Genomic DNA, 23,461 nt, shown 5'->3' with positions numbered 1-23,461 from the left:
ATGGGCGAGCGACTCGTCGTCCTCTACCGCGGCAACCGGCCCCCCGCCACCGCACGCATCGAAAGCCTCGCCGACACCGTCTACGCCACGGAGGAGGAACTGCCCTACCTCCTCCCCGGCGCCGACGTCCTCCTGGCCTGGGTGACCATCACCCCGGCCATCCGGGAGGCGTGGCCCGATGATCCGCAGAAGGCGCCCCGCTGGGTCCACGCGTCCTCCGCAGGCGTGGACTCCTTGCTGTTCCCCGCCCTGGTGGACCATCCGCAGGTTGTCCTGACCAACGCCCGCGGGGTCTACGAGCAGCCGACCGCCGAGTACGTCCTGGGCCTGATCCTCGCCCTTGCCAAGGACTTCCCCGGCACGTGGGAGCACCAGCGGCGCCGCGAGTGGCGTCCGCGCCCCAGTGACGGCATCACCGGACGCACGGTGCTGGTCTGGGGGACGGGGCCGATCGGCCGGGCCATCGCCCGGCTGCTGCGCGCCGTCGGGATGCGGGTGAGCGGTGCGGGCCGCAAGTCCCGCTCGGACGATCCCGACTTCGGCACTGTTCACAGTGCGACGACCCTGCGCTCCGCTCTGACAGAAGCGGACTACGTCGTCCTGGCTGCCCCCCTCACCCAGGGCACCCGGGGCATGGTCGACGCCCCCGTGCTCGCTGCCATGAAGCCGGGGGCGCGGCTGATCAACGTAGGCCGGGGCGGACTCGTCGACGAGGAGGCGCTGGTCGACCACCTCGCCGCCGGGCGGCTCGCCGGCGCGGCCCTGGACGTGTTCGCCCAGGAACCGCTGCCTGCCGAATCACCTCTGTGGGACATGCCCGGCGTGATGATCTCCCCGCACACGGCGGGCGAGACCACCAGCGAGCGGGAGGCGCTCGTCGAGGTGTTCCTCGACAACTTCGCCCGGCACATCGAGGGCCGGCCGCTGCGCAACGTCGTGGACAAGCGGCGCGGATACGTGGTCCACGACACGCGCCCAGCCTGAAGGCGAGTAGCACGCGCCCCGGCCGGTGACTCCTACCGGCCGGGGCGCGTGCTACTCGCCTTTCTCTCTCCGATGTGCGGCACCTGGCCGGACCCGGACGCCGAGCAGTATGGATGGGACCGGGCGGCAGCCGCCCGGTCCCATCGCCCCGTACCGCTTCGCTGAGCTGGGTTTATGAAACGGTCACGTAGATCTTGCGCACGGTTTCGATGGTCTTCCAGACACCGACGTAGCCCGGCTTCATGACAAAGCTGTCGCCTGCCTTGTAGACCACCGGCTCGCCGCCTTCCGGCGTGAGTTCGATGACGCCGGAAAGGATGTGGCAGAACTCGAAGAGCTCGCCCTTGATCGAGCGCGTCTGGCCGGGCGTTGCTTCCCAGACACCCGTTTTGATCGTTTCCCCGCGGGCGGCGTCCTGGGCCCAGGTCTTGTAGGTCGGGTCGCCGGAAATCAGGCGTTCCGGCAGCGGGCCGGACTCCTGAGGTGCGAAAGAGGGGTTGGGATCGATGGTCTTCAGTAGCGACATGCTCTTCTCCACTGGTTCTGGGAACGGTGCAATCGGGTGCGGACGTACCAGGTGTCACCGGGTCGAGTCAGATCAGGCCCATCACCCATCCAGGGCCAGGGCCTGACGGCTGCCCGCCACGGTCTCGACGTGCAGCAGACCGGAGAGCCTCTCGGCGGGCAACAGGCACGTCTCCTGAGCGAGTCAGGCCACGCACCGGCGGGCGGGCGAGGGCCTCGCGGTGCTGTCCGGCCTCCGCCGCCATGGTGGTGACGTCGTGCCGATCACCGATCGCGACCTGACGGGCGATCTCGGCAAGCACCGGTTCGACCTTGCCTGGGCATGATTCGGACGGGCCCGCACGGCGGCGTGGACCGTGCGCCTGTTGCCGCCCATCGAGTGTCTCCGACGCCCCGCACCGAACCCAGACGGGATCTGTCCGCTGCGGGCACGATCTTCGGACGTTGTGTCAAGCGTGGGACTGGGAGGCGACACTCACGGCCCGTTGAACGAGGGGATGCCGAAACCTCCGCCGTATGCTCCCGCAGCGGTGCCTTCCGGCCAGTCCCCGCTGCCAAGGCTCGGACGCCGGGTCTCATCCCCCGCTCCACGATGAGACCCCAGGCCGGCGGCTTGGGGTGCTTGTTCTGTCAACGGCGGCCTGTGCGTTGCCGAAGACGCCCGGCGCCCGACTCGGCCTCCGCGACGAGCGGATTCCCTCGACCGTTCGCCGAGGGGAGGCCAGGGACACCTGCAGGTCCGGCTCGACGTCTTCCCCGCGAACAGGCCGAGGCCTCCCACAGCCGCCACGACAACATCCGCTTCCCGCACGGTCGCGGCCACATCAGTCGTACGGGAGTGGCACAACGGCATGCTGACCTGCAAGATCGACGTCGTACTCGTCCAGGAGCCGCATGATCCCGTCCGGGGTGCACGAAGCGAAGCCAGGCAGTCCGAAGCTCATCGCCCCGAAGGGGCTCATCGTGACTGCGACGACGTCCCTCTTCCAGCGCGATGGCTTCGAACGCCGCCCGCTCATCGAGGTGAGGGCCTACGGGGTGCTGCAGCGAGATGCCGTGCACCGGCAGGCTGACAAGCCGAGACTCGATGCCCGCCTTCGCACAACGCGCCCGCTTCATCCGTACGTCACCGAAGCCGGATCTTCACCCACCAGCACCGTTGCCAGGCAAGGCGTCACACCGACACGCCGCGCAAGCTCTGCCGCCTTGCCTGATGCCTCCTCGACGATGCGTCGGGCATCCGCGCTGCATCCGGCGCCGACAGCCGGTCGCTGATCCTGCGGTCAGGACCGGGCTGCTGGTGCCGCGGCGCGGGCCCGGTGTTCGCGGATCTCGTCGTGGTGGTCGGCGGCCCAGCCGATCAGGGATGTCACGATCTCGTGGAGGCCGCGGCCCAGCGGGGTGAGGGCGTACTCGACGCGCGGTGGAACCTCCGCGTATGCGGTGCGGGTGATCAGCCCGTCCTCGTGGAGCTGGCGGAGCGTGAGGGTGAGCATCCGCTGGGAGATTCCGGGGACCTGGCGCTGCAGGTCGGTGTAGCGCAGCGGGCCGGACTCCACGACCGCGATGAGCAGCAGGCTCCACTTGTCGCCGACGCGGTCGAGGACCTGCCGGATGAAGGCCATGTGCTCGGCGGGGATGCGGGCGCAGGGCCCCACCGCCGCCGCGCCGCCCGAACTGCCGGTGACCTCCATGACGCACATTCCTCTCCGGCACGAACACCGATGTGCCTTTTGTGTCGACTTCCATACTGGCTCATCATGGCGCTACGAACAAAAAGTAGGAATCACAGAGCAGGCACGGGAGGCGCGCGTCATGAAGATCGAGATCTGGGCCGAGGTCACCTGCCCCTGGTGCGGACTGGGCAGCCACCGTCTGGACCGGGCCGTGGAGCGGTTCGAGCACGGCGACGAGGTGGAGGTCGTCCACCACTCGTTCCCGCTGAGCAGCTCCTTCCCCGTGGGTGAGACGTTCAGCGTCCGTGACGCGCTGCTGCGCCGGCACGGCATGGGCGGCTCCCGGGCCGAGGCGTCCACGCGTCGGATCGAGGCGCTGGCCGAGGCCGAGGGGCTCACCCCCTACAAGGTGCTGGACAACCTGGTCGGCAACACCGACCTGGCGCACGAGTTCCTCGCCCACGCCTCCGCCGAGGGCAAGAACCGCGAAGCCTGGGACGCGATCTTCCGCGCCTACTTCGGCCGGGCCCGCCCCGTCTTCAGCATGGACGACCTGCTCGACCTGGGCCAGGAGATCGCTCTGGACCGCGAGGGCACCCACCAGGCGCTCACCGAGCACCGCTACCAGCGGCAGGTCCGCGACGATGCCGCCCGTGCCCAGCGCCTGGGCGCCACCGGCGCGCCCTTCATCGTCGTCGACGGCAGGTACGGCATCCCCGGGGCCCAGGACAGCGACGGCCTTCTCGACGTGCTGCGCACGGCCTGGGACGAGTCCCACCCGCTGACCCTCGGCACCGACGGCGACGCCCCGGTCTGCGGCCCCGACGGCTGCGCCGTACCGGCCCGCAACTGACCCCACCGGTCACTCCCCGACCCACCCTTGATCGTTTTGAAAGGCTGACTTCTCCATGTCCTACCTGCTGCACATCGACGCCTCCTCGCTCGGTGAGGCATCCGTCTCCCGTCAGGTCGCCCGGTCCTTCCGTGACGAGTGGAAGGGCGCGGTCGTCCACCGCGACCTGGCCGTCTCCCCCGCCTCGCACCTCAGCGCGGCGGGCATCACCGCCCGCACCACCGACCCCGCCGAGCACACCCCCGAGCAGGCGAAGGCGGCGGCGGTCCAGGACGAGCTGATCGACGAGTTCCTCGGCGCCGACGCCCACCTGTTCACCGTGCCGATGTACAACCTCACGATGCCGTCCGTGTTCAAGGCATGGCTGGACCAGATCATGGTCGCCGGGCGCACCCTGAGCTTCGACGGACCGCCTCCCACCCTCGGCCGCCCCGCCACGGTGATCTCCGCACGCGGCGGCTACGGCCCCGGCGCCCCCAAGCACGACATGGACCACCTGGTGTCGCCGCTGGAAACCGTCCTGGGCCACCCGACCAACCTCGGCCTCGACCTGACGACGGTCCTGCCCGAACTGACCATGGCCCGTACGTGCCGATGATGGCCCCGCTGCTGCCGATGCACGAGGCGTCCATGACCAAGGCGCACGACGAGGCCCGCCGCCCGGGCTCTGCCCTGACCGGCCGGCCAGCCGCCTGATCCACCCCTGAACTGCCCGAAAGGCGTTTGATCACCATGAGTAACCTCCTGATCCTCGGCGGCAGCGGCCGCACCGGCGCCCACGTCCTGGAGCACGCGGCCCGGCGCGGCCACCACGTCCGCGCCCTCGTCCGCAACCCCGACAAAGTGCAGGCACCGGCCGGTGTCGAGCTGATCCAGGGCACCCCAGCGAACATCGACGACATCCGCCGGGCCGCCGAAGGCACCGAGGCGGTGATCAGCGCGCTGGCCAACGCCCGCGCCTCCGACAACCCATGGGCCAAGCCGGTCAGCCCGCCGATGCTCATGACCGACGCCGCCCGCAACACGCTCACCGTCATGGGCGAACAGGAAATACCCCGCATCGTGCTGACGTCCACGCAGGGCGCCGGCGACGACTGGGCCCGGCTCAACCCGCTGGTCAAGGCGTTCATCAAGCTGTCGAACATCAAGGCAGGCTTCGAGGACCACACCGGCCTCGACCAGGTCGTCCGCGCCTCGTCCGGCATCGACTGGACCCTGGCCCGTGCCGTCGCCCTCACCGACAAGCCCCTGAGTGGTCCCGTACGGGCAGCCGAGGCCGGCACCGAAAAGCCCGGCGCACGGATCAACCGCGCCGACCTCGCCCAGTTCCTCGTCCAGACGATCGAGGACGACACCTGGATCCGCAAAGCCCCCCTCGTCTGGAACACACGAGGATGACCCGCCCCATGACCCACACCCACGTCGTGTTCGAAGATCTTCCTGCTGGCGCCTCCACCTGGATGGCGACCGGACCCGCCTACGTGCCCGGGGCGCCGGAGATCGACAACCCCGGCGTGCTGCCGATGGCGCCCGACGAGCCCGGCGACACCCTGTTCGTCTCCGGCGTCGTACGCTCCACCGCGGGCAAGCCGCTGCCCGGCGCGGTGATCGATCTCTGGCAGACCACCGCCGACGGCCGGTACGCGGGTCTGACGCCCGAGCAGGCGGGACCCCTGGAGGGCCTCGACGTCGTCGACTTCGACCTGCCGAAACACCACCTGCGCGGCAAGATCGTCGCGGATGCCGAGGGCCGCTACGAGTACCGGACCGTCGTGCCGGGGGTGGAGCCCGCGGCGGTGCCGGGCAGCCTGCTCGACGACCTCCTGCACATGCTGGGACGGGCCAACTCGCGCGCGAGGCACATCCACGCCTACGTCACACATGAAGACCATCACATGCTGACGCACCAGATCCACTTCGACGGCGATCCGCTCGTCGACACGGTCAGCGAGGATGCGATCGCGCGGGAGTTGATCCACAAGACCGAGCTCCACGAGGACGTCGCCGCGTGGGAAGCACGCGGTCTGACCGGCCCGTACCGGACCGGTGAACAACGCGGTGTGGGCGGCGCCTGACGGCGCCTCAAGCTCAGGCTTGATCCCGTGGCGAGGGACGCATCCACGTGTCTGACACGGCTGCTCACGAGCTGGCCATCCGTGAGTCGAGCCAGGAGCCTTGCGAGGTCACCGCTGCCGGAGTCGACATCCAGAGCACGTGATCAACAACGCCGGGGGATCAAAGATACCTACTGAGCCAACGGAGACCTTCACTCGTGCCGGCGCGGGGGCGGTACTCGCAGCCGATCCAGCCGTCGAAGCCCAGCTCGTCGACCATGTCGAGCAGGTGGCGGATGTTGATCTCACCACGGTCGGGCTCGCCCCGGTCGGGCACGCCCGCGATCTGCAGATGACCGACCCGGCCGGTCGGCAGGTCGCGGCGCAGGGTCGCGGTGAGGTCGCCCTCGACGATCTGGCAGTGGTAGAGGTCGAGCTGCACCTTGAGATGCGAGGCTCCCACCTCCTGCACCACGGCGTGGGCCTCGGCCTGGGTACTCAGGAAGTAGCCGGGCATGTCGCGGCCGTTGATCGGCTCGATCAGGATGTCGACGCCCGCCGCGACGGCCCGTTCCGCGGCCCAGGCCAGGTTGGTCAGGTAGGTGTCGCGGTGCTTGGCCCGCTCGGCCGGTGTCGCGTCAGGCCGGACCAGTCCGGCCATGAGGTGCACCCGCGGGCAGCCCAACGCCGCTGCGTACTCCAGCGCCCGGTCGACCCCGGAACGCACCTCCGCCTCGCGTCCGGGCAGTGCCGCCATCCCGCGCTCTCCGGACTCCCACGCCCCGGGAGGTGCGTTGAAGAGCACCTGCCCCAGGCCGTGGTCGTCGAGCCGACGACGCAGCTCGGCGGCGTCGTACGCATAAGGAAAGAGGTACTCGACGGCCTGGAAGCCGTCGGCCGAGGCCGCGGCGAAGCGGTCGAGGAAATCGTGCTCGGTGTACATCATGGACAGGTTCGCTGCGAACCTCGGCATGCTGGCTCCTGTGTTCCGGCCGGGACGGCCAAGGGCAGTGGTCGACGACCTGGTTCTTCGGGCTGTCGCAGGGGGCAAGGCGTACTCCCGGTCCGAGCCGACCGTACTCACCTGTGTAAAGGGAAAATCTGGGCGGTGGTCCCGGAGCAGGCCGACCAGGCGGCCAACCGCAAGGAAAGAGGTCTGGCGGAGGTCGCCCGGTCGGCCACGACGCCACGGACCGCAAAGAGCGCAGCACCGTGGACCGCGCCGTCACAGCCGGACCGCAGTGACGCGGTGCCATTATCTGGCTCCGCAGCCTCCCTGCCCTTCCACGGTCTCGAAGGCCCTGACCGCGGCACGGACAGGTTCAGCCGTCTGCTCGTTCAGCACATGCACCGCGTTCTCCGCTCCGCTGCGCGGGCTGGAGAGCACGGGCTTGCCGACGGCTTCGGCGATCGCGGGAGCCAGCCGTGCCATGGATGCCTGGGCCAGCACGATCACGTCCACCTCGGTGGCCAGCGCCCGTGCCCCGTGCAGCACCATCGCGTCGTGGCGGTCGCGGTCACCGGACATCAGCACCGAGAAGGCGCCCTCGCAGAGCTGCTCCTGGACGGTGATGTCGCGACCGGCCGCCCGGGCCTTCTCCTCGACGAGGGAACGGGTCGGCGGCAGCGTCGTGGGGACCGTGGCCAGGACGCCGACGGCGTCCGCGGTCTCGACCGCTGACGCGGTCATCGCGTCGTCGATCTTGACGATCGGGACGGAGACCAGGCGGCGGGCCACGTCGATGGCCGGACCGACCGAGGAGCAGGCGGAGAAGATGACGTCGGCGCCCGCGGCCTCCGCCGCCTGGGCCAGGTGCACCATGCGCTGGGTGCTGGCAGGTGAGACCTCACCGTCGCGCACCACGGCTGCGAGCACGTCGCTGTCGACGAAGTGCAGGACCCTGGCGTCCGGCGCGAGTTCGTCGAGGTACTCGTTGATGACCGAATCGGGGTTGACGAACAGCAGGCTGGTATGCAGAACGGCGATCGCGGCGGTGGGTGACATGCGTGGCTCCAACAGGGTGAGGTATCGGCTCGCGTGCCGAGGAGGGCACGCGAGCACGAGACGCAGCGGTGCGAAACGCGCGCAGCGCGCGCGGCCGGGGGCGTACGGCGATCGTGTGTCCGTCGCTGTGGTGCGGCTCGGGCAGCGGGACTGAGTTCAGGTCACGCGTTTCCCCCCTCGCTGTGAGGGCTGAGGCGGCCGATGACCTCCAGGGCCGCGTCCCGGACCGCGTCGCGGCCCGCCGCCCACAGGGAGACGACGTCGGAGCCGGGCAGCGCGGACGGGAGGGTCACGCGGACGGCCTCCAGGTAGGCGCGGCGCAGTTCGGCGTTGACGTTGACCTTGGCGACGCCTCGGGCGAGGGCGCCGTGCAACTCCTCGACGGGCAGACCGCTGGCGCCGTGCAGGACGAGCGGGACCGGTACGGCCTCGTGGATCGCGGCCAGCCGCTCCAGGTCCAGGCGGACCGGGTGCTTGGTGAAGCCGTGGACGTTGCCGACGGCGACGGCGAGCGCGTCCACGCCCGTCGCGGCCACGAATTCGGCCGCCTGCTGCGGATCGGTCATCGCAGCGGCCTGCGCGACGGCGTCGGTGGAGACGTCCTCGTCACCCGGCAGGGCACCGAGCTCGGCCTCCACCCAGGCACCGTGGTCACGAGCCCGCCGGACCGCCACCTGCGTCAATGCGATGTTCTCGGCGAACGGCAGATGGGAGCCGTCGACCATGACGGAGGTGTAGCCCGCCTCCAGACAGCCGGTGATCTCCTCCAGGTCCCGGCTGTGATCGAGGTGCACACCGAGGCGGGCGGCGGAGTGTCCGGCCGCGTGCAGCGCCAGCCGCATCAGGGCCTCGCGCCCGGCGTGCTTGAAGGGACTGGAGCCCGCCTGGATGACGACCGGCCGTCCGGCGGCCTCAGCGGCGGCCGTGATGCCCTGGACCGTCTCCAGGTTGTAGGTGACGAAGCCGGGCAGGGCGTGACCGGCGGCCGCGGCCTCCTGCAGAGCATCGGTTCCATGCAGCAGCATCAGGCACTCCTGAGCAGGTCGAGGGCGTCGGCGAGGGCGTCGGCGCCCCCGACGTTCCCGGCGAAGACGATGTAGGGGATCCCGGCGGCGGGACCGTCCACGGGCTCCCAGAGCGAGACGATGCCCGGCAGCAGGGTGCCCCGGGCCCAGGCACGGCGGATCTCAAGACCATGGGTGGCGGTGTCGCTGGAGGTGATACCGCCCTTGGCGACGACGAAGGCGGGCCGCCGGCTGGCGTTGACCTGGCGCACGGCCTCGACGAGCGCGGCGGAGACCCGGCGGGAGATCGCGAGACTGTCGTCCGCGTCGGCACCCGTCACCAGCACGCGAGAGGTACGGATCACCGCGTCGGCCGAGTCCAGAGCGCCGGCGGCCGCGGCCGCGACCTCGGCGATGTGGGCGTCACGCCGCTCCTCGTCGAGCAGCAGGGCCACGTCCAGCTCGTACTCGGCGATCCCGCCTCGCTCCCGCAGCCGGTCCAACTGCCGTGTCGTCAGCGCCACATGAGACCCCACGACGATGAGACCGTGCGGTGCGTCCCCGCGCGGCGGGCGCAGTTCGGCCGGGGTGAGCGGTGCCCGCGCAGCCTGTCCGGCGCGGGCCCTGACGAAGGACGGCCCGACCCGGTACACCAGCCGCGTGCCGTTCTCCTCCGCCTCCGCGAGTGCCAGGGCCAACACCCGCAGATCGTCGTCGCACACCGCGTCGACCACGGCCGTACGTCCGCCGCGCAGAGAGGACAGCAGCCGCGCAGTGTGCGCCGGGCCGCCGCCGCGCAGGTCGTCGAGAGTGACGCGCAGAACCTCGTCCGCGGGGATGCGTCCGCCCGTCTTCTCCTCGACCCACTCGGGCAGCGACGAGCTGCGGTAGCCGAAGGTGGCGTCGTGGGCGAACTCGCTCTCGCCGACCGGGAGCAGGCCGTCGGCCGTGCGCATCCAGTGGTGGGAGTTCACGGTCAGGCGGCCTGCCTCGATGTAGGCGGGCACCAGTACGACCCCGTCGAGTGTGCCGAGTTCATCGGTCAGGACGTCGGTCTCCAGCGGGAAGTGGCCGCGAAGGGTGGAGTCCCCGCGGCTGGCCAGCACGTAGTCGGTGCCCTCGGCCGCCGACGCCGTGCGCAGGGCGCGCACCACCTCGCGGTTGCGGGCGGCGGCGTCCTCGCGGGACAGGCTGCGGGTGTTGGTGAGGACGAAGAAGGCAGCGCTCTCCTGGCGCAGGGCCCAGCGCAGGTCGTCCACCGTCCAGGACGTCAGGACGGGCACGTCGGCGACCGTCTGGGTGCCGGTCGGATCGTCGTCCAGAACGACGAGACGGGGGCCGCCGGATACGCGGGCGGCCACTTCCGCGGCGCTCACGGTGTGGACTGGAGGCAGCCCTTCCAGTACTGCTGTCTCGGGGACGGGACCGGTCTGGGCATGAGGGGGTAGAGACATGGCGAATTCCTGGTCTGTTACGAGTGGTTGAGGGGGAACGTCGGTCGAGGCCGCGCCTGATCACGTCACACCAGGGCTTGACCGGATCCCGCGACGGTCTCGGGACGGAGCAGCTGGGCGAGGGTGCCGGCGGGCAGGAGGCCCTTGTCCAGTACGAGTTCGGCGACGCCGCGTCCAGTGGCGAGGGCCTCCTTGGCGATGCCGGTGGCCGCCTCGTAGCCGATGTACGGGTTGAGGGCGGTGACCAGACCGATGGAGTTCTCCACCGCCGCCCGCAGCACCTCGGTGTTGGCCGTGAACCCTGCGACGCACCGCTCGGTCAGGGCCAGGCACGCGCGCTCCAGGTGCGTGATGCTCTTGGAGAGGGAGTGCAGGATGACCGGCTCGAAGGCGTTCAGCTGGAGCTGCCCGGCCTCGGCGGCCATGGTGATGGTGACGTCGTTGCCGATGACCTCGAAGGCGACCTGGTTGACGACCTCGGGGATCACCGGGTTGACCTTGCCGGGCATGATGCTGGAACCGGCCTGCACCGGCGGCAGGTTGATCTCGTTCAGACCCGCGCGCGGCCCGGACGACAACAGACGCGGCTCGTTGCAGCTCTTGGAGAGCTTGACCGCGATCCGCTTGAGCACGCCGGACATCTGCACGAACGCCCGGCAGTCCTGCGTCGCCTCCACCAGGTTGACCGCGGTCACCAGCGAAAGCCCGGTGATCTGCGACAAGTGGCGCCGCACCGACTCGGCGTACCCGGCAGGAGCATCGAGGCCGGTGCCGATCGCCGTGGCGCCCAGGTTGATCTCATGGACCAGCTCCACCGCCTCCGCCAGCCGGCTGCGGTCCTCCTCCAGCCGGCTGCGGTCCTCCTCCAGCATGACCGCGTACGCCGAGAACTCCTGCCCCAGCGTCATCGGCACGGCGTCCTGCAACTGGGTGCGACCCACCTTCAGCACGTCACGGAACTCCACCGCCTTGGCCGCGAACGCGTCCTGAAGCACCGCCATCGCCTTCAGCAGCCCGCGCACCGCATATACCGTCGCGACCTTGACGGCGGTCGGACAGACGTCGTTGGTCGACTGCCCCAGGTTGACGTCCTCGTTGGGGTGCAGGAACGCGTACTGCCCCTTCGCGTGCCCCAGCAGCTCCAGGGCCCGGTTCGCGATGACCTCGTTGGCGTTCATGTCGGTGGAGGTACCGGCGCCGCCCTGGATCACGTCGACCACGAACTGGTCGTGCAGCTTCCCGTCCCGGATCTCACGGCACGCCTCCACGATGGCGGCGGCCTCCTTGACGGCGGCGAGGGCATCGATCAGGTGGGGGTAGGCGGAGATCGGGGTGCCGGTGATGGGAAAGTTCTCGGTGGCACGCAGGGTGTGCACACCCCAGTAGGCGTCGGCGGGTACGTCCCGATTGCCCAGCAGGTCGTGCTCGCTTCGGTGAGCTACGGCGGTCATGGCAGGCCGGGCCTTCTCTCGGAGCATGTTCAGGCGGGCGTGTTCGTGGGGTGCGGCAAGGGGGCGAGCGAGCCGACCCGCCAGGGCGGCGGGGACTTCCCACGATCACGTGGCGGACGTCCGCGCAGTGTCACCGCCGTGGGTATCGGCCCGGCACGACTTTCTCCTTCGCTTCGCAGTAGGCGCGGCCGGTCGGCAGGAACCGGGCGGGCGGCAGGACCTCGCCTCGCGCGGCCCCGATGCGGTCACCGGGGATGAGGGTGATGCGGGGGTTCTGGGTTCGTCATAGGGCCGATTCCAGCAGCGGGCTGTCCAGCGCGTCCAAGACGCAATGCCGATGTTCCTTATAAGGTCGCCCTATAAGGCGGCTTTACTGCGGTTCCGTCAGCTGCGTCCAGGAAGTACATCGCCGCCGGGGACAGTGGGCCGCGGCGGCTGATCAGCGCGATCCGCGGCTCGCCGTTCGCTTCCAGATCGAGCACCAGGCGCCACCGCTCCCACCGTCCTCCCGCAGGGAACGGCGGCGTCAGCAACACCAACTCCGTTACGGGACACCAGCGCTCGCTCGTGCAGTGGGTCGGCGGCGCGCACCCGCACTCCCTGATGGCGGCAGCCGAGTGCGAGCCGGTGTCCGGTGCGAGCGAGGGCGGATCCCCGGTGAGCTGGTTGCCGGAGTCTGCTCAGCCCCAGTAGGACGGACTCTCGGCATTGACGCTCGTTCGACGCTCCGGGTGTCTCCACGGAGGACGATGAGCCGAGAAACTGTCTCTGACCTGGGCTTTTCTGGTACCCGTTCAGGCCGATATCTTTCCGGTGACGCATCATGTGGAGTGCGTGGCGATTCTGGAGCCGGTGGCGAGGGGGCTCTGAACTACGAGTTCTCGGATTCCTGAGGTTCCGAGCGGGTCGGCCCGGTCTGTTTCACAGGCGCACGACGTGGAGCAGGCCGCATGCCGGACAGGTGTGGGCTGACTTGCTGTCTCGATCGGTGACGGGTGGGCGGACGCGTGGTGCCCCTCGGTCTTCACTGGCTCCGTGCTGTGCTGTTCTGACGCTCCTGTGACGCCGGCCCTGATGGTGCGTCTGGTTGCGTATGCCCCAGGTCGGGGGAGGTGGTCCATTCCCGGATCGCCGGTCACCCCCTCGACGCGGGCGCCCATTTGGTCACCTCTCTCAGCGATGCCACCGGCAGTCGCGTCCTCAAGGCGTGGGGCATCGCGCTGTCGATCGGTTTGGCGCGCCCGGACGACGGAGACCGGAGCCCGGACGCCGAGGCGCCGAAGTGTGCGCAGTTCTCCGGCACTTCGTTCAGGCAGCCTCCACATGCTCCTTCGGCGCTCGCAGACTTACAACTGTAAGGTGACATGCGTAAGGTGTCAGGTGTCAGGTGGAAGGCTGGCGGTCGCATCGACTCGCCGGCTTGGCTGTCGGAAGGTCAAGTGGCATGAAAATCACCGTTGATGAACCCAAGTGCTGCGGAGCCGGCCAGTGCGTGTTGGTGGCCCCGGACGTGTTCGACCAGCGTGACGAGGACGGCATCGTGGTCCTGCTGGACGCGGAGCCCCCGGCGGATCAGCACTTCGCCGTGCGGGAAGCGGCTCAGGTGTGCCCGGCCGCGGCGATCCTCATCGAGGAGAGCTGAACGTGTCGGCCACGACGGGACTTCACCGGCTCGTCGTGGTCGGTGGTTCGGCCGCGGGGCTGGGAGTCGCCGAGGAGGTTCGCCGTCGCGGCTTCACAGGCGACGTGATCATGGTCGACGGGGAGCCCGGCCTGCCGTACGACCGGCCGCCGCTGTCGAAGCAGTTACTGGCCGGGGAGTGGGAGGTCGAGCGGCTCCTGCTGCGCCCTCAGGAGCAGTGGGACGCCCTGGGCATCACCCACCTGCCCGGAACCCCTGCCGTGTGGGTGGACGCCGATGCCGCGACGGTGGGTCTCGCCGGCGGTGGAGAACTCGCGTACGACGCCTTGGTGATCGCCACCGGCGCTGTGGCGGTGCATCCTCCGTCCCTCGGTGCCGGCCTGCACGGTGTCCAGGTGTTGCGGAACCTGCCGGACGCCCTCCGCCTGCGCGGGGCCCTCGGGCGCGGCGGACGGCTGGTCGTCGTGGGTGCCGGATTCGTCGGTGCGGAAGCCGCGGCGGTGGCCCGGGGGATGAACGTTCCTGTGACGATGGTCGACCCGCTGCCCCTCCCCATGGTCGCTGTGCTGGGAGAGGAAGTGGCGGGCATGCTCGAGTCCCGTCACCACGCCGCCGGGGTCGACCTGCGGTGCGGCCGGGGAGTCGTCGAGGTGCTCGCCGAGAACGACCGGGCCACGGGCGTCGTGCTCGACGACGGCTCCGTGGTCGCGGCGTCCACCGTCCTCGTCGCGGTCGGCGCCCGTCCGGCGGTGGGCTGGCTCGCCGGATCCGGCGTGCCGCTCGGGAACAGGGAGCGGGACGGCGTCGAGGGTGTGCTGTGCGATGCGCGGGGCCGGGCCGCGGAGCGGATCTGGGCTGTCGGCGACGTGGCCGCCTGGCTGGATCCCGCCACGGACCGCCACGTACGCGGCGAGCACCGGCTGGCCGCCGCGGAACAGGGACGTGCGGTCGGCGCGGCCCTCCTGGGAGGCGAACCGGCCGCCCCCGCGTTGCCCTACTTCTGGTCCGACCAGTACGACCTGAAACTCCAGTCCTCCGGCTCCACGGGGCGACAGATGCGGCGGTGGCGGATCCGTCGTCAACATCTCCTCCATCGCGGCGCTGCGTGGTTTCGGCAGTGGTGCGTACGGGCCCAGCAAGGGCGCACTGCAGTCGCTGACCACCGACCTCGCCTACAGCTGGGGCCCGGACCACATCCGGGTCAACTGCCTCGTCCCGGGCCACCTGCACACCCCTGTCGGGGACCACGGCGGCGCGGAGGGACGGCGGATGCGCAGCGCGGCCAACCTTCTCGGTCTGGAGGGCACGGCCTGGGATCTGGCCTGGGCCGTTCTCTTCCTCGCGTGCGTGGAATCGCGCTGGATCACGGGCGCGGTGCTCCCCGTCGACGCGGGCACCACCACGGCCACGGTGCTGGGCATGCTGCCCCGCATGCGCGAGACCCAGGGGAAGGACACCGATGACCAGCAGTGAACCCGGTGAGCGTCGTGCCGCCGGCGAGCAGATCGTACGGGAGATGTTCGACGAGACCTTCCTGCGGAGGAACATGGTCGCTCCCGCCGAGGGCACGGGCCCTGGAGCGGACATGGCCCGGCTCGCACTGGAGCAGTGCTTCGGCGGGATCTGGTCCCGTCCGGGCCTGGACCGGCGCAGTCGTAGTCTGGTCACGCTGGGCGTGCTGATGGCCCTGGGCCATCAGTGGGAGGTGCGCAATCACGTGCTCGGCGCTCTCGCCAACGGTCTGACCTCCGAGGAGATCCTTGAGGCTGTGCTCCAGACCGCTCCGTACATCGGGCTTCCCGCAGCCGGCCAGGCCATGACCACCGCGGCCCGCGCCCTCGAGGAGGCGTAACCGCGGCGCCTTGCGGGGCCAGGGACACGAACGTGCACCCCCGCAAGGCATCGGCTCCCGCAGAATGAGAGGTATGAACCAGGACGCCGCAACCAGCACCGACACCGCCCGCAGACGTAACCCCCGCGGGCAGGGCGATCGGCTCCGCGCGGAGATCCTGGCCGCGGTCGCACGTCTTCTCGACGAGAAACTGACGGACAACGCCCTCCCGGTGTCCCTTCGGGAGGTCGCGCGGGAAGTCGGCATCGCGGCCCCGAGCATGTATCTGCACTTCGCGGACAAGGATCAACTCGCCCACGCGGTCGCGGAGGACGGATACCAACGGGTGGTCGCAGCGATGCGAGAGGCCGATATCCGGGCGGCGGATCACGGAGCCGATGCCGGCGGACGCCTCCGTGCCCAGGCGAACGCCTTCTGTGCCTTTGCCGCCGCCGAGCGCGGAGTCATCCGCGTCATGTTCGGCCACGATGCCTCGAGCTTCGGTGAGCCCGGTCAGGAGCACCCCGCTCGTGTTCTCTGGCAACAGTGGGCGGACGCCGTGCACGCCTGCGAGCGCGAGGGACTGCGCTGGCCGGACGGCGCGGAATCAGCCGCCCTCCTGCTCTGGTCCGCGATCTTCGGCCGGTTCGCGCTATGGACTTCGACCTTCGGACGGCACGACCAGAGCGAGCTCACCGTCTTCGTCGATCGCGTCGTCGACGCTGTCCTGCGTGACGGAAACCGGTGACCGGCCAACGGGGCGACGGCGTCGGGCGGGTGCCTGCGATTTCACGCAGGTCTCGGAGGAGCCACACGTAATTGTCTTGCCGGCCTCATCGGTCTTGCGGCAGCGGGAGTCGCCTCCCGTTCCAACTGCTCGCCGAGTACGGCGAGGTGGAGCACGCCGCGCCCGGCCGGGATCTGTACACGTCCGGCAACGACATCTACGGCTTCTTCCTGCTCCGGTGTGCCCCCGGGGCAGGCGTCGGCCCCGGAGCCCGGCCGGCCGTCGAGAACCGCCCGACCTCTTCCCGGTCGACGGAAGCGACGAACTCGTGGACGCCTACGGTGCTCGTCGACTGGCTCAAGAGGGAGGCCGACTTCAGGGGAGCGGACGCCCGAGGAGCCCTGGGCACACCTGGGGGAAGCGCGCCTCGAACGGGGCCTGGCCCGCTGGTCGTCGCAGCGTGGGGGAGTGGTGACCGGGCCGACGCGACGGGGGATTCGCCCGGCCCGGTCACATTGATCATGGCGTGGGGGCGGGGTGGAGGCAAAGGGCCGGGGCGTGGGTATGTCATGCTGCCGACGCCCTTTTGACCGGGCTTTGAGTGGTTCACGGGTGCGGGGTGGGCCTTGTCGGTGGTGCGGCGGGCTCGGTGCAGCCCTCGGGGCCGTCAGGGTGAGGCGTAACCAGAAGCCGATGACGCCCGTGGCCAGGCGTGTCGAAGAGGATGCCGCCCCCCCCCGCGTCGAGGATGACGCCCGCCTTGTCGAAGAGGGGTACTCCGCGATGCCTCGGCGCCCAGGTTCGAGGGCGAGCTGCTTGACGGGGACAGAGGGGGGCCTCGGCGAGGCACGTCCGCCGCTGAACCGCCGGGCCGGTTGTACCGTCGGCGTGCCCACACCGCCGGCCGCGGAATGGACGACCACGCTCTTGCCGGGTGCGAGCGGCGGGGCGGTGGTGCGCAGCAGGTGCCAGGCGGTCAGGCCCTGAGGGGGCCCATGGCCAGGGTGATCCGGACTTGTCCGGATTGGGGTTCAGGAGCGGGAAGCTCCACTGGGCAAGGACTTCGGGGCCGCCGAAGCGGTCGAACAGGACCGCGATCATGCGGCTCAGCGTCGCGCTCCCCGGGGGGCGACCGGCCGACTGCCCCGCGCTCCCCCGTTGGACTTGTGCGCGGTTTGTGCGGTATTTGAACGGCGTGCGGCACGCTGGGCGCGGACGTACGCCGCACGGGGCGGACGGGAGCGCGGGGACCGAAGGAGCGGGAATGGCGGGCGAGTGGCTGCGTAGGTTCCATCCGCAGGATCCGGCTCCGCGGTTGGGCAGCGAGGCGCTGCGGCTGATCTGCTTCCCGCACGCCGGTGGCGCGGCGAGCGCCTTCCTGCCGCTGGCGCGGGCGCTCGCTCCGGCGGTGGAGGTGGTGGCCGCGCAGTACCCCGGCCGTCAGGACCGCCGCGGTGAACGGCCCATCGACGACATGGACCGCCTCGCCGACGCGCTGACCGAACAGGTCCGGAGCCGGGTGACGGGTCCGTACGCCCTGTTCGGGCACAGCATGGGTGCCGTCGCGGCCTACGAGGTGGCCCGCCGCCTCGCCGAACGATCCCTGCCCGGGCCCGAGGCGCTGATCCTCTCCGGCCGGGGCGCCCCCACGGCCCGGCCCGCCCGTTACGACTCGCTGCGCACGGACGAGGACATCCTGCGAGTCGTCCGGCTGCTGGGCGGCACCACTCCGCGGGTGCTTGAGGACCCGGAGCTGCGGGAGATGGTCATGCCGGCGCTGCGGGCCGACTACCGGGCGATCGGCGGATACGAGTGGCGACCCGGCCCACGCCTCGACGTGCCGTTCACCGTGCTGGTCGCGGACGACGATCCCGTGGTGAGCGTGGACGAGGCGAAGGCCTGGGGCGAACTGACCACCGCCACCACCACGACCAGGGTCTTCGGCGGCGGACACTTCTTCCTCGACACCCAACTTCCGGGGCTGGTCGAGGCGGTCACCGCCGCCCTGACCGGTGCCGAAGCGGGGCGTCTCGCGGCGGCCGAGGGTCGATAGCCGGTGCCCGGCCGAGCCGCTGCGCTCCGGCCCGGGCGCTGTCCGTGAGGTGAAGGTGGTGAGCGTGTGACGCGCTGGGACGGTCTGTTCATCGGCGCGGCCGCGATGTCGCTCGGGCACAGCCAGGACGTCCATCGAGCTGTCGCCGCCGGGTGGTACGACGCCCGCCAGTGCCGGCGGGACGCCTACCGCGCGGTGCGCGTGGCGGAGGACGGGGCGCTGCCGGGCCTCGTGGCGCGGGCCGCCGACCTGGCACGGCGCCGCTCGGGTGTGCCGGCCGGTGACGTGGACCTGGTCCTGCATGCCTCCTCCTGGTCGGCCGAGGAGGCCGGCTGCCGTGCCGAGGGGGTACGGCAGGCGCTCCGGTGCCCACGCGCGACCCCGCTGGAGGTCCGCGGCGCCGCCGGCAGCGGCGTCGTGGGTCTACATCTGGCGGCCCGGTATCTCTCCGCGTCCCCGGACATGACAGCCGCGGTGATCACCACCGGCGACTGCGCGGACGCGCGCACCGGCGACCGGTTTCGTGCGGGGCCGGGCCGAGTGCTCGCCGACGGTGCGACGGGCGTGGTGCTGAGAACCGGCGGCGGAGTGGCGCGTGTTCTGGCCACCACGGTGGTGGAGGAGCAGCCGCAGTGTCTGCTGCGCTCCGACCTGCCGTGGCGGATTCCGGCCGCCGTACGGGAACGGGCACATGACACGGTGGCAGCGACGGCGGTCCGTCCCGACGACCTCGCGGCGCCGCCGGCCGACCGGGAGCGTGAGGTCGTGGAGCGGGCTCTGACGGATTCGGGGCTCGGGGTCGACGACATCGCGCGGTTCGTCTTCCCGCACCTGGGCTCCGGACTGCAACGCTGGGACAGGCGCGCGGCGTGGGGTGTCGACGAGAAGCGCACCACGTGGGACTGGGGCGCCGGGGTGGGGCATCTGCCGTCCGGTGACCAGGTGGCAGGTCTCATTCATCTGCTGGAGTCCGCCGAACTCGCTGCGGGGGACAAGGCGGTGCTGGTCGGGAGCGGTTCCGTCGACGGTCTCGGGTGCGCGGTACTGGAGATGCTCTGACAGCCGGGTGACGGCGTTGGTTGGAGCTTGTATCAGATTTGTGTGGGCTTGGATCACTTCCTTGCAGGATGATGACCGGATTTTGACCGCTCGGTTGTTGATCTGGGGGAACGATGCAATTCCGGTTGTTGGGTCCGATGGAAGTCGTCGTCGATGAGCGGACCGTCGCTCTCGGCGGAACGAAACAACGCGCCACTCTCGGGTATCTGCTGCTTCAGGCCAACCGGGTGGTCGCCACCAGCCGACTGCTGAACGCCCTGTGGGGTGTCGAGGAGGCGCCGACGACCGCCCGGAAGATACTGCAGAACGCGGTCTACGGGCTGCGCGGCGTGCTCGCCTCGTCCCGCGGTGTCGACGGCGACGACGCTCCCTCGCTGCTGACGCAGGCCCCCGGATATGTGCTGCGCGTGGATCCGGAGCAGGTCGACCTCCATCTGTTCCACACCTGGGTGGGCCTCGGCCGGCGGAAACAGGCCGAGGGCGACGCGCGGGCGGCGGCCGGGCTGCTGCGCGAGGCGCTGGCTCTGTGGCGGGGACCCGCCCTGGCCGATCTGGTGGAGGCCGGTCTGGACTGGCCCGAACTGGCGGCCGTGCAGAGCACCCGGCTCGATGTCACGGAGGACTACTTCGACGCCCAGCTGCTGTGCGGTCGCCACTACGAGATCCTGCCCGAACTGGAGACCATGGTGCAGGCCGAGCCGCTGCGGGAACGATCAGCTGCACAGCTGATGCTCGCGTTGTACCGGTGCGGCCGGCAGGCCGAAGCACTCCATGCCTACAGCCAGGTGCGCGCGGCGCTGGTGGAGAACCTGGGTCTGGAACCCGGCCGTGGTCTTCAGCAGCTCCAGCAGGCGATCCTCACTCAGGACCCGTCCCTGTCGATGGACCGCCCCGTCCAACGGGGGGCCCTGGCCGGACCGGACGCGCGGGCCGCACGGCCCGGTGTCCGACTGCGTCCCGCGCTGGTGCCCTCCAGCGGCCGGAAACCCGCGTCCGTTCCGAGCGACGGCACCGGGCTGAACAGCTCCGGGCTGAACAGCTCCGGGACGGACATCCCGGACAGCCCGTTCACGGCTGCCGCATCCGTCTCCGACGCTCCCGCCGCGTCCGGGCCGCAGACCGGGAGCGACCGCCGCACGGTCAGCGTGGTCTCCGTGCGCACCCGGATCGCCCAGGAGCCGGGGGCCGAGGCCCGTGACGACCTGGACGAGCTGCTGGACGGCGCGGCCGAAGTCGTCAGGGAACAGATCGAACGATTCGGGGGGACCGTGACGGCCTGTCTGGGGTCGGTGTCGCTGGCCGTGTTCGGCCTGGACGAGACGGGCACGGACGACGTCCGGCAGGCCACCCTGGCGGCACTCGCTGTGCGTGACGTCCTGAATGTCGCCACGCCCCGCGACGCCGGGCAGTTGCGGCTGACCGTGCACGTCTGCGTCACCATGGGGGAGGTGCGGATGCGCCGCCGCGGCCAGGACGGCGTGCCCACGGTGGTCGGGGCGACGCTCGACGATTCCCAGTTCCTGCTGGCCGAGGTGCCTGCCGGACAGGTATGGGCCAGCGACGCGGTCCGGACGGCCACCGAGAACGCCGTCTCCTACCTGCCCACCGCGACCTCGCCCGCTTCGTGGCAGGCGTTCGAAGTGCGGGAGCGGCCCGCCGCCGACGCCAGGAACTCCGGCCGGGCCCTTGAACTGGAGGTGCTTCAGGGCTTGTTGAAGCGGACCCGGCACCGTCTGGTTCCCCATCTGGTCACGCTCCTGGGTGAGGGCGGCTCGGGAAAGAGCGAGTTGCTCAGGGAGTTCGGCCGGTGGCTCGGCAGCCGGCCGGACGCGCCGCTGTTCCTGACCGGCAATTCACCTGCGACGCCCACCGACCATCCCCTGCGGGCCCAGGCCGAGATCCTGTCGGCTTTCTGCGGCATCGGGCCCGGCACCACACCGGAAGCCGCACGCGACGCCCTGGCGGACAGGGCGCGCGCGGTCGTCGGCTCTCCCGCGGCGGCGCAGCGCATGTCGTCCCGGCTCGCCCCGCTCCTCGCGGTGCACGATGCCACGCACAGGGCGCCTGCCGGAGCGGACGCGATGAGCGACGTGCTCGACGCCTGGCGGGAGTTGTTCCTCACGGCGACCCGGCACACACTGCTGGTGCTGTGTGTCGACGACCTGCACCGCGCCGACGACCGGGTGCTGGACGCCATCGAGGATCTCGTCGGCTCCGCGGAATCAGGGCGCCTGTTCCTGGTCGCGGCCGCGACGCCCGAACTGCTGCTGCGCCGGCCGACCTGGGCCGGCGGCAGGAGACACACCACGTCGGTGACTCTGGTGCGGCCCGCGCGGGCCACCGGCGAGCAACTGACGACACTGCTCCTGTCGGCCGCTCGTCGGCAACGGCCCCAGCACATATCCGGTAATCCGGCGACCACTCCGCCACCGGCCGTGCGGAATGACCTCGCTGTGACCGCGCGCTGGGACGACCTGGAACAGGATGTCAGGAAGCGTCTCCGGGGCATCCGAAAAGGAGTGGCATGAATTCCGAACCCGTGGTCCGCGAGCTCGCGGAACCCAATTTGCGTAGGCTGCTTTCCACGGCCGGTCTCGATGTCGAGTACGTGCGCGCGAGCGGCAACACGCTCTACCGCAAAGGCGCGAACGGAGAGGAGATACCCGTCCTCGACTACGCGGCCGGGTACGGGGCACTGATTTTCGGGCACAACCATCCCGACATCGTGGCCCACGCACGGGAACTCCTCGATGAACAGACCCCGGTGCTCGCGCAGTTCTCCTCGCACCCGTACGCGAACCGGCTCGCCGCCGAACTCAACCGGATCATCCACCGGGAGACCGGCTCCGACGAGCCGTACTACGCCACCTTCGCGAACAGCGGCGCCGAAGGCATCGAAGTGGCGCTCAAACATGCCGAACTGGACCGGGTGATGCGCCTGTCGAAGGTCTTCGAGGAGATCGAGGCGAGCGCACGGCGCGTACGGGAGACCGTGCGGGCGGGAGCGGCCACGGTGCCGGACACCCTGTGGACCCGCCTGGGCCTGCCCCGCCCCACGGCGGAACAGGACGTGGCCGACCTGCTGATCGAGGAGATCGCACGTCGCAACCAGCTGCGGCGTGGGAAGCCCCCCGTGTTCGTGGCCCTGAAGGCGGGCTTCCACGGAAAGCTGATGGGCAGCGTCCAGCTGACGCACAACGAGTCCTACCGCACCCCGTTCGCGGCGCTCGGCGCGCAGGCCCGGTTCGTGCCCTGCGACCGCCCCGAGGCGCTCAAGGAGGTGCTCCAGGAAGAGCGTGGCACGCTCCTGGAGCCGGCCGTGCAGGACGGCACTGTCCGGCTGGTCGAACGCGACCACCACACCATCTGCGCTTTTCTGCTGGAACCGATCCAGGGCGAGGGCGGCATCCGGCCGCTGTCGGCCGAATTCGCCCAAGAGGTCGAGGCGTTCGCCGAAGAGGCCGACTGCCCCGTCGTCATCGACGAGATCCAGAGCGGCCTGGGCCGCACCGGCACCTTCCTGGGTGCCACCCGCCTCGGCCTGCGCGGCGACTACTACGTCTTCGCCAAGTCCCTGGGCGGTGGCATCGCCAAAGCGTCCGTGACGCTGGTGCGTGAAGGACGCTACCGCCCCGAGTTCGAGCTGCTGCACAGCTCCACCTTCGCCAAGGACAGCTTCTCCTGCCACATCGCCCTCAAGGTCCTCGACATGCTGGAGGCCGACGGCGGCCGCGGCTACCGCCTCGCGCAAGAGCGCGGTACCGCGCTGGCCGGGATGCTGCACGGGATCCGCAGCGACTTCCCGGACGTGGTCAAGGAGGTGCGCGGACATGGCCTGATGCTGGGCTTCGAGTTCCACGACCAGTCCGACGCCGCCGACGACAGGCTGCGGGAGGCCGCCCGCTCCTCGCTGTTCGGCTACGTCGTCGCCGGGCACCTCCTGCACGCGCACGACATCCGGACCTTCCCGACCGCCAGCGCCGTGCACACGCTGCGCTTCGAGCCGTCCGTCCTGCTCACCGACGAGGAGATCGACCGTCTGGAACACGCCCTGCGGGACGTGTGCGCCCTGGTGCGCGACCAGGCCGGCGACCGTCTGGTTCTCGTCTCCTGATCGTCCTTCACCACAGCGTGTGGTGAATT

General features: G+C 70.5%; 20 protein-coding genes and 2 pseudogenes. 14 read left to right on the top strand and 8 right to left on the bottom strand.

All coding sequences use genetic code 11. The features are described from left to right. Positions 1 to 984: a D-2-hydroxyacid dehydrogenase gene (locus tag HW837_RS10880; protein WP_045561026.1), complete on the top strand. Its 984-nt coding sequence runs from the start codon at positions 1 to 3 to the stop codon at positions 982 to 984. A 172-nt stretch (positions 985 to 1,156) separates the two neighbouring features. Here HW837_RS10880 and HW837_RS10875 read toward each other — a convergent pair whose 3' ends face one another. From HW837_RS10875 to HW837_RS10865, 3 genes and pseudogenes are all read right to left on the bottom strand, one after another. Then, positions 1,157 to 1,510: a cupin domain-containing protein gene (locus HW837_RS10875; protein ID WP_045561025.1), complete on the bottom strand. Its 354-nt coding sequence runs from the start codon at positions 1,508 to 1,510 to the stop codon at positions 1,157 to 1,159. A 739-nt stretch (positions 1,511 to 2,249) separates the two neighbouring features. Continuing rightward, positions 2,250 to 2,738 (bottom strand): annotated as a pseudogene (locus HW837_RS10870) (tetrahydrofolate dehydrogenase/cyclohydrolase catalytic domain-containing protein); the annotation flags it as partial. A gap of 54 nt (positions 2,739 to 2,792) precedes the next feature. Continuing rightward, positions 2,793 to 3,203 (bottom strand): winged helix-turn-helix transcriptional regulator, encoded by a 411-nt coding sequence (locus tag HW837_RS10865; RefSeq protein ID WP_093790491.1) that lies wholly within the window; start codon positions 3,201 to 3,203, stop codon positions 2,793 to 2,795. A gap of 121 nt (positions 3,204 to 3,324) precedes the next feature. Between HW837_RS10865 and HW837_RS10860 the strand changes: the two genes are divergently transcribed. The 4 genes from HW837_RS10860 (at position 3,325) to HW837_RS10845 (ending at position 6,113) form a co-directional block, all read left to right on the top strand. Continuing rightward, entirely contained in the window at positions 3,325 to 4,038 is a 714-nt protein-coding gene (locus HW837_RS10860; RefSeq protein WP_045561023.1) for a DsbA family oxidoreductase, read from the top strand. A gap of 55 nt (positions 4,039 to 4,093) precedes the next feature. Next, positions 4,094 to 4,636 carry an FMN-dependent NADH-azoreductase gene (locus HW837_RS10855; protein WP_313895498.1) on the top strand — a complete coding sequence of 181 codons (543 nt, stop codon included), beginning with the start codon at positions 4,094 to 4,096 and terminating at the stop codon, positions 4,634 to 4,636. Positions 4,637 to 4,770: 134 nt separating this feature from the next. Next, complete coding sequence (locus tag HW837_RS10850; protein ID WP_045561165.1) at positions 4,771 to 5,436, top strand: NAD(P)-dependent oxidoreductase; 666 nt, start codon at positions 4,771 to 4,773, stop codon at positions 5,434 to 5,436. Positions 5,437 to 5,444: 8 nt separating this feature from the next. Next, on the top strand, positions 5,445 to 6,113 hold the full coding sequence (locus HW837_RS10845; RefSeq protein WP_052683076.1) for a dioxygenase family protein: 669 nt from the start codon (positions 5,445 to 5,447) through the stop codon (positions 6,111 to 6,113). Positions 6,114 to 6,273: 160 nt separating this feature from the next. Here HW837_RS10845 and otnI read toward each other — a convergent pair whose 3' ends face one another. The 5 genes from otnI to HW837_RS10820 form a co-directional block, all read right to left on the bottom strand. Further along, entirely contained in the window at positions 6,274 to 7,065 is a 792-nt protein-coding gene (gene otnI, locus HW837_RS10840; RefSeq protein WP_045561022.1) for a 2-oxo-tetronate isomerase, read from the bottom strand. A gap of 282 nt (positions 7,066 to 7,347) precedes the next feature. Beyond that, positions 7,348 to 8,097 (bottom strand): aspartate/glutamate racemase family protein, encoded by a 750-nt coding sequence (locus HW837_RS10835; protein WP_093790492.1) that lies wholly within the window; start codon positions 8,095 to 8,097, stop codon positions 7,348 to 7,350. Between the two features lie 161 nt (positions 8,098 to 8,258). After that, on the bottom strand, positions 8,259 to 9,122 hold the full coding sequence (locus HW837_RS10830; RefSeq protein ID WP_193381256.1) for a class II fructose-bisphosphate aldolase: 864 nt from the start codon (positions 9,120 to 9,122) through the stop codon (positions 8,259 to 8,261). Continuing rightward, positions 9,122 to 10,477: a four-carbon acid sugar kinase family protein gene (locus tag HW837_RS10825; RefSeq protein ID WP_234442715.1), complete on the bottom strand. Its 1,356-nt coding sequence runs from the start codon at positions 10,475 to 10,477 to the stop codon at positions 9,122 to 9,124. Before HW837_RS10825 ends, HW837_RS10830 begins: the two co-directional genes overlap by 1 nt. Positions 10,478 to 10,620: 143 nt before the next feature. Then, positions 10,621 to 12,006: an aspartate ammonia-lyase gene (locus HW837_RS10820; protein WP_193381255.1), complete on the bottom strand. Its 1,386-nt coding sequence runs from the start codon at positions 12,004 to 12,006 to the stop codon at positions 10,621 to 10,623. A gap of 1,444 nt (positions 12,007 to 13,450) precedes the next feature. Here HW837_RS10820 and HW837_RS10815 point away from each other — a divergent pair. The 9 genes and pseudogenes from HW837_RS10815 to HW837_RS10775 all read left to right on the top strand — a co-directional run bounded on the left by HW837_RS10815 (position 13,451) and on the right by HW837_RS10775 (position 23,432). Next, the gene (locus HW837_RS10815; protein WP_045561017.1) at positions 13,451 to 13,648 is read left to right on the top strand and encodes a ferredoxin; all 198 of its coding nucleotides are present in this window, start codon (positions 13,451 to 13,453) and stop codon (positions 13,646 to 13,648) included. Then, positions 13,612 to 14,529: pseudogene (locus HW837_RS50315) on the top strand (NAD(P)/FAD-dependent oxidoreductase); the annotation flags it as partial. The gene HW837_RS10815 and the pseudogene HW837_RS50315, both read left to right, overlap by 37 nt. Positions 14,530 to 14,731: 202 nt before the next feature. Continuing rightward, complete coding sequence (locus HW837_RS10805) at positions 14,732 to 15,121, top strand: SDR family NAD(P)-dependent oxidoreductase (RefSeq protein ID WP_319678622.1); 390 nt, start codon at positions 14,732 to 14,734, stop codon at positions 15,119 to 15,121. Continuing rightward, complete coding sequence (locus tag HW837_RS10800; RefSeq protein WP_093790495.1) at positions 15,108 to 15,500, top strand: carboxymuconolactone decarboxylase family protein; 393 nt, start codon at positions 15,108 to 15,110, stop codon at positions 15,498 to 15,500. The genes HW837_RS10805 and HW837_RS10800 overlap by 14 nt, the downstream gene beginning before the upstream one ends. Positions 15,501 to 15,573: 73 nt before the next feature. Further along, positions 15,574 to 16,227, top strand: coding sequence for a TetR/AcrR family transcriptional regulator (locus HW837_RS10795; RefSeq protein ID WP_237270101.1), 654 nt, complete (start codon positions 15,574 to 15,576; stop codon positions 16,225 to 16,227). A 1,243-nt stretch (positions 16,228 to 17,470) separates the two neighbouring features. Then, positions 17,471 to 18,259: a thioesterase II family protein gene (locus HW837_RS10790; RefSeq protein ID WP_045561014.1), complete on the top strand. Its 789-nt coding sequence runs from the start codon at positions 17,471 to 17,473 to the stop codon at positions 18,257 to 18,259. A 66-nt stretch (positions 18,260 to 18,325) separates the two neighbouring features. After that, positions 18,326 to 19,318 (top strand): beta-ketoacyl-[acyl-carrier-protein] synthase family protein, encoded by a 993-nt coding sequence (locus tag HW837_RS10785; RefSeq protein WP_193381254.1) that lies wholly within the window; start codon positions 18,326 to 18,328, stop codon positions 19,316 to 19,318. Positions 19,319 to 19,455: 137 nt separating this feature from the next. Next, positions 19,456 to 21,846, top strand: coding sequence for an ATP-binding protein (locus HW837_RS10780; RefSeq protein ID WP_237270137.1), 2,391 nt, complete (start codon positions 19,456 to 19,458; stop codon positions 21,844 to 21,846). Beyond that, on the top strand, positions 21,843 to 23,432 hold the full coding sequence (locus tag HW837_RS10775; protein WP_193381252.1) for an aspartate aminotransferase family protein: 1,590 nt from the start codon (positions 21,843 to 21,845) through the stop codon (positions 23,430 to 23,432). The genes HW837_RS10780 and HW837_RS10775 overlap by 4 nt, the downstream gene beginning before the upstream one ends. The last annotated feature ends 29 nt before the right edge of the window (positions 23,433 to 23,461 follow it).

Source organism: Streptomyces caniscabiei (genome assembly GCF_014930365.1).
In the GTDB taxonomy this organism is placed as follows: domain Bacteria; phylum Actinomycetota; class Actinomycetes; order Streptomycetales; family Streptomycetaceae; genus Streptomyces; species Streptomyces caniscabiei.
This window is presented reverse-complemented; position numbering and strand designations above follow the sequence as displayed.

What these genes read in the sequence shown, in the direction of transcription:
- HW837_RS10860 (WP_045561023.1), top strand. Translation starts at nt 3,325, where the DNA reads ATGAAGATCGAGATCTGGGCCGAGGTCACCTGCCCCTGGTGCGGACTG.
- HW837_RS10780 (WP_237270137.1), top strand. Translation starts at nt 19,456, where the DNA reads ATGGAAGTCGTCGTCGATGAGCGGACCGTCGCTCTCGGCGGAACGAAA.
- HW837_RS10880 (WP_045561026.1), top strand. Translation starts at nt 1, where the DNA reads ATGGGCGAGCGACTCGTCGTCCTCTACCGCGGCAACCGGCCCCCCGCC.
- HW837_RS10835 (WP_093790492.1), bottom strand. Translation starts at nt 8,097, where the DNA reads ATGTCACCCACCGCCGCGATCGCCGTTCTGCATACCAGCCTGCTGTTC.
- HW837_RS10865 (WP_093790491.1), bottom strand. Translation starts at nt 3,203, where the DNA reads ATGGAGGTCACCGGCAGTTCGGGCGGCGCGGCGGCGGTGGGGCCCTGC.
- HW837_RS10800 (WP_093790495.1), top strand. Translation starts at nt 15,108, where the DNA reads ATGACCAGCAGTGAACCCGGTGAGCGTCGTGCCGCCGGCGAGCAGATC.
- HW837_RS10830 (WP_193381256.1), bottom strand. Translation starts at nt 9,122, where the DNA reads ATGCTGCTGCATGGAACCGATGCTCTGCAGGAGGCCGCGGCCGCCGGT.
- HW837_RS10875 (WP_045561025.1), bottom strand. Translation starts at nt 1,510, where the DNA reads ATGTCGCTACTGAAGACCATCGATCCCAACCCCTCTTTCGCACCTCAG.
- otnI (WP_045561022.1), bottom strand. Translation starts at nt 7,065, where the DNA reads ATGCCGAGGTTCGCAGCGAACCTGTCCATGATGTACACCGAGCACGAT.
- HW837_RS10795 (WP_237270101.1), top strand. Translation starts at nt 15,574, where the DNA reads ATGAACCAGGACGCCGCAACCAGCACCGACACCGCCCGCAGACGTAAC.
- HW837_RS10845 (WP_052683076.1), top strand. Translation starts at nt 5,445, where the DNA reads ATGACCCACACCCACGTCGTGTTCGAAGATCTTCCTGCTGGCGCCTCC.
- HW837_RS10820 (WP_193381255.1), bottom strand. Translation starts at nt 12,006, where the DNA reads ATGACCGCCGTAGCTCACCGAAGCGAGCACGACCTGCTGGGCAATCGG.
- HW837_RS10790 (WP_045561014.1), top strand. Translation starts at nt 17,471, where the DNA reads ATGGCGGGCGAGTGGCTGCGTAGGTTCCATCCGCAGGATCCGGCTCCG.
- HW837_RS10855 (WP_313895498.1), top strand. Translation starts at nt 4,094, where the DNA reads ATGTCCTACCTGCTGCACATCGACGCCTCCTCGCTCGGTGAGGCATCC.
- HW837_RS10775 (WP_193381252.1), top strand. Translation starts at nt 21,843, where the DNA reads ATGAATTCCGAACCCGTGGTCCGCGAGCTCGCGGAACCCAATTTGCGT.
- HW837_RS10815 (WP_045561017.1), top strand. Translation starts at nt 13,451, where the DNA reads ATGAAAATCACCGTTGATGAACCCAAGTGCTGCGGAGCCGGCCAGTGC.
- HW837_RS10850 (WP_045561165.1), top strand. Translation starts at nt 4,771, where the DNA reads ATGAGTAACCTCCTGATCCTCGGCGGCAGCGGCCGCACCGGCGCCCAC.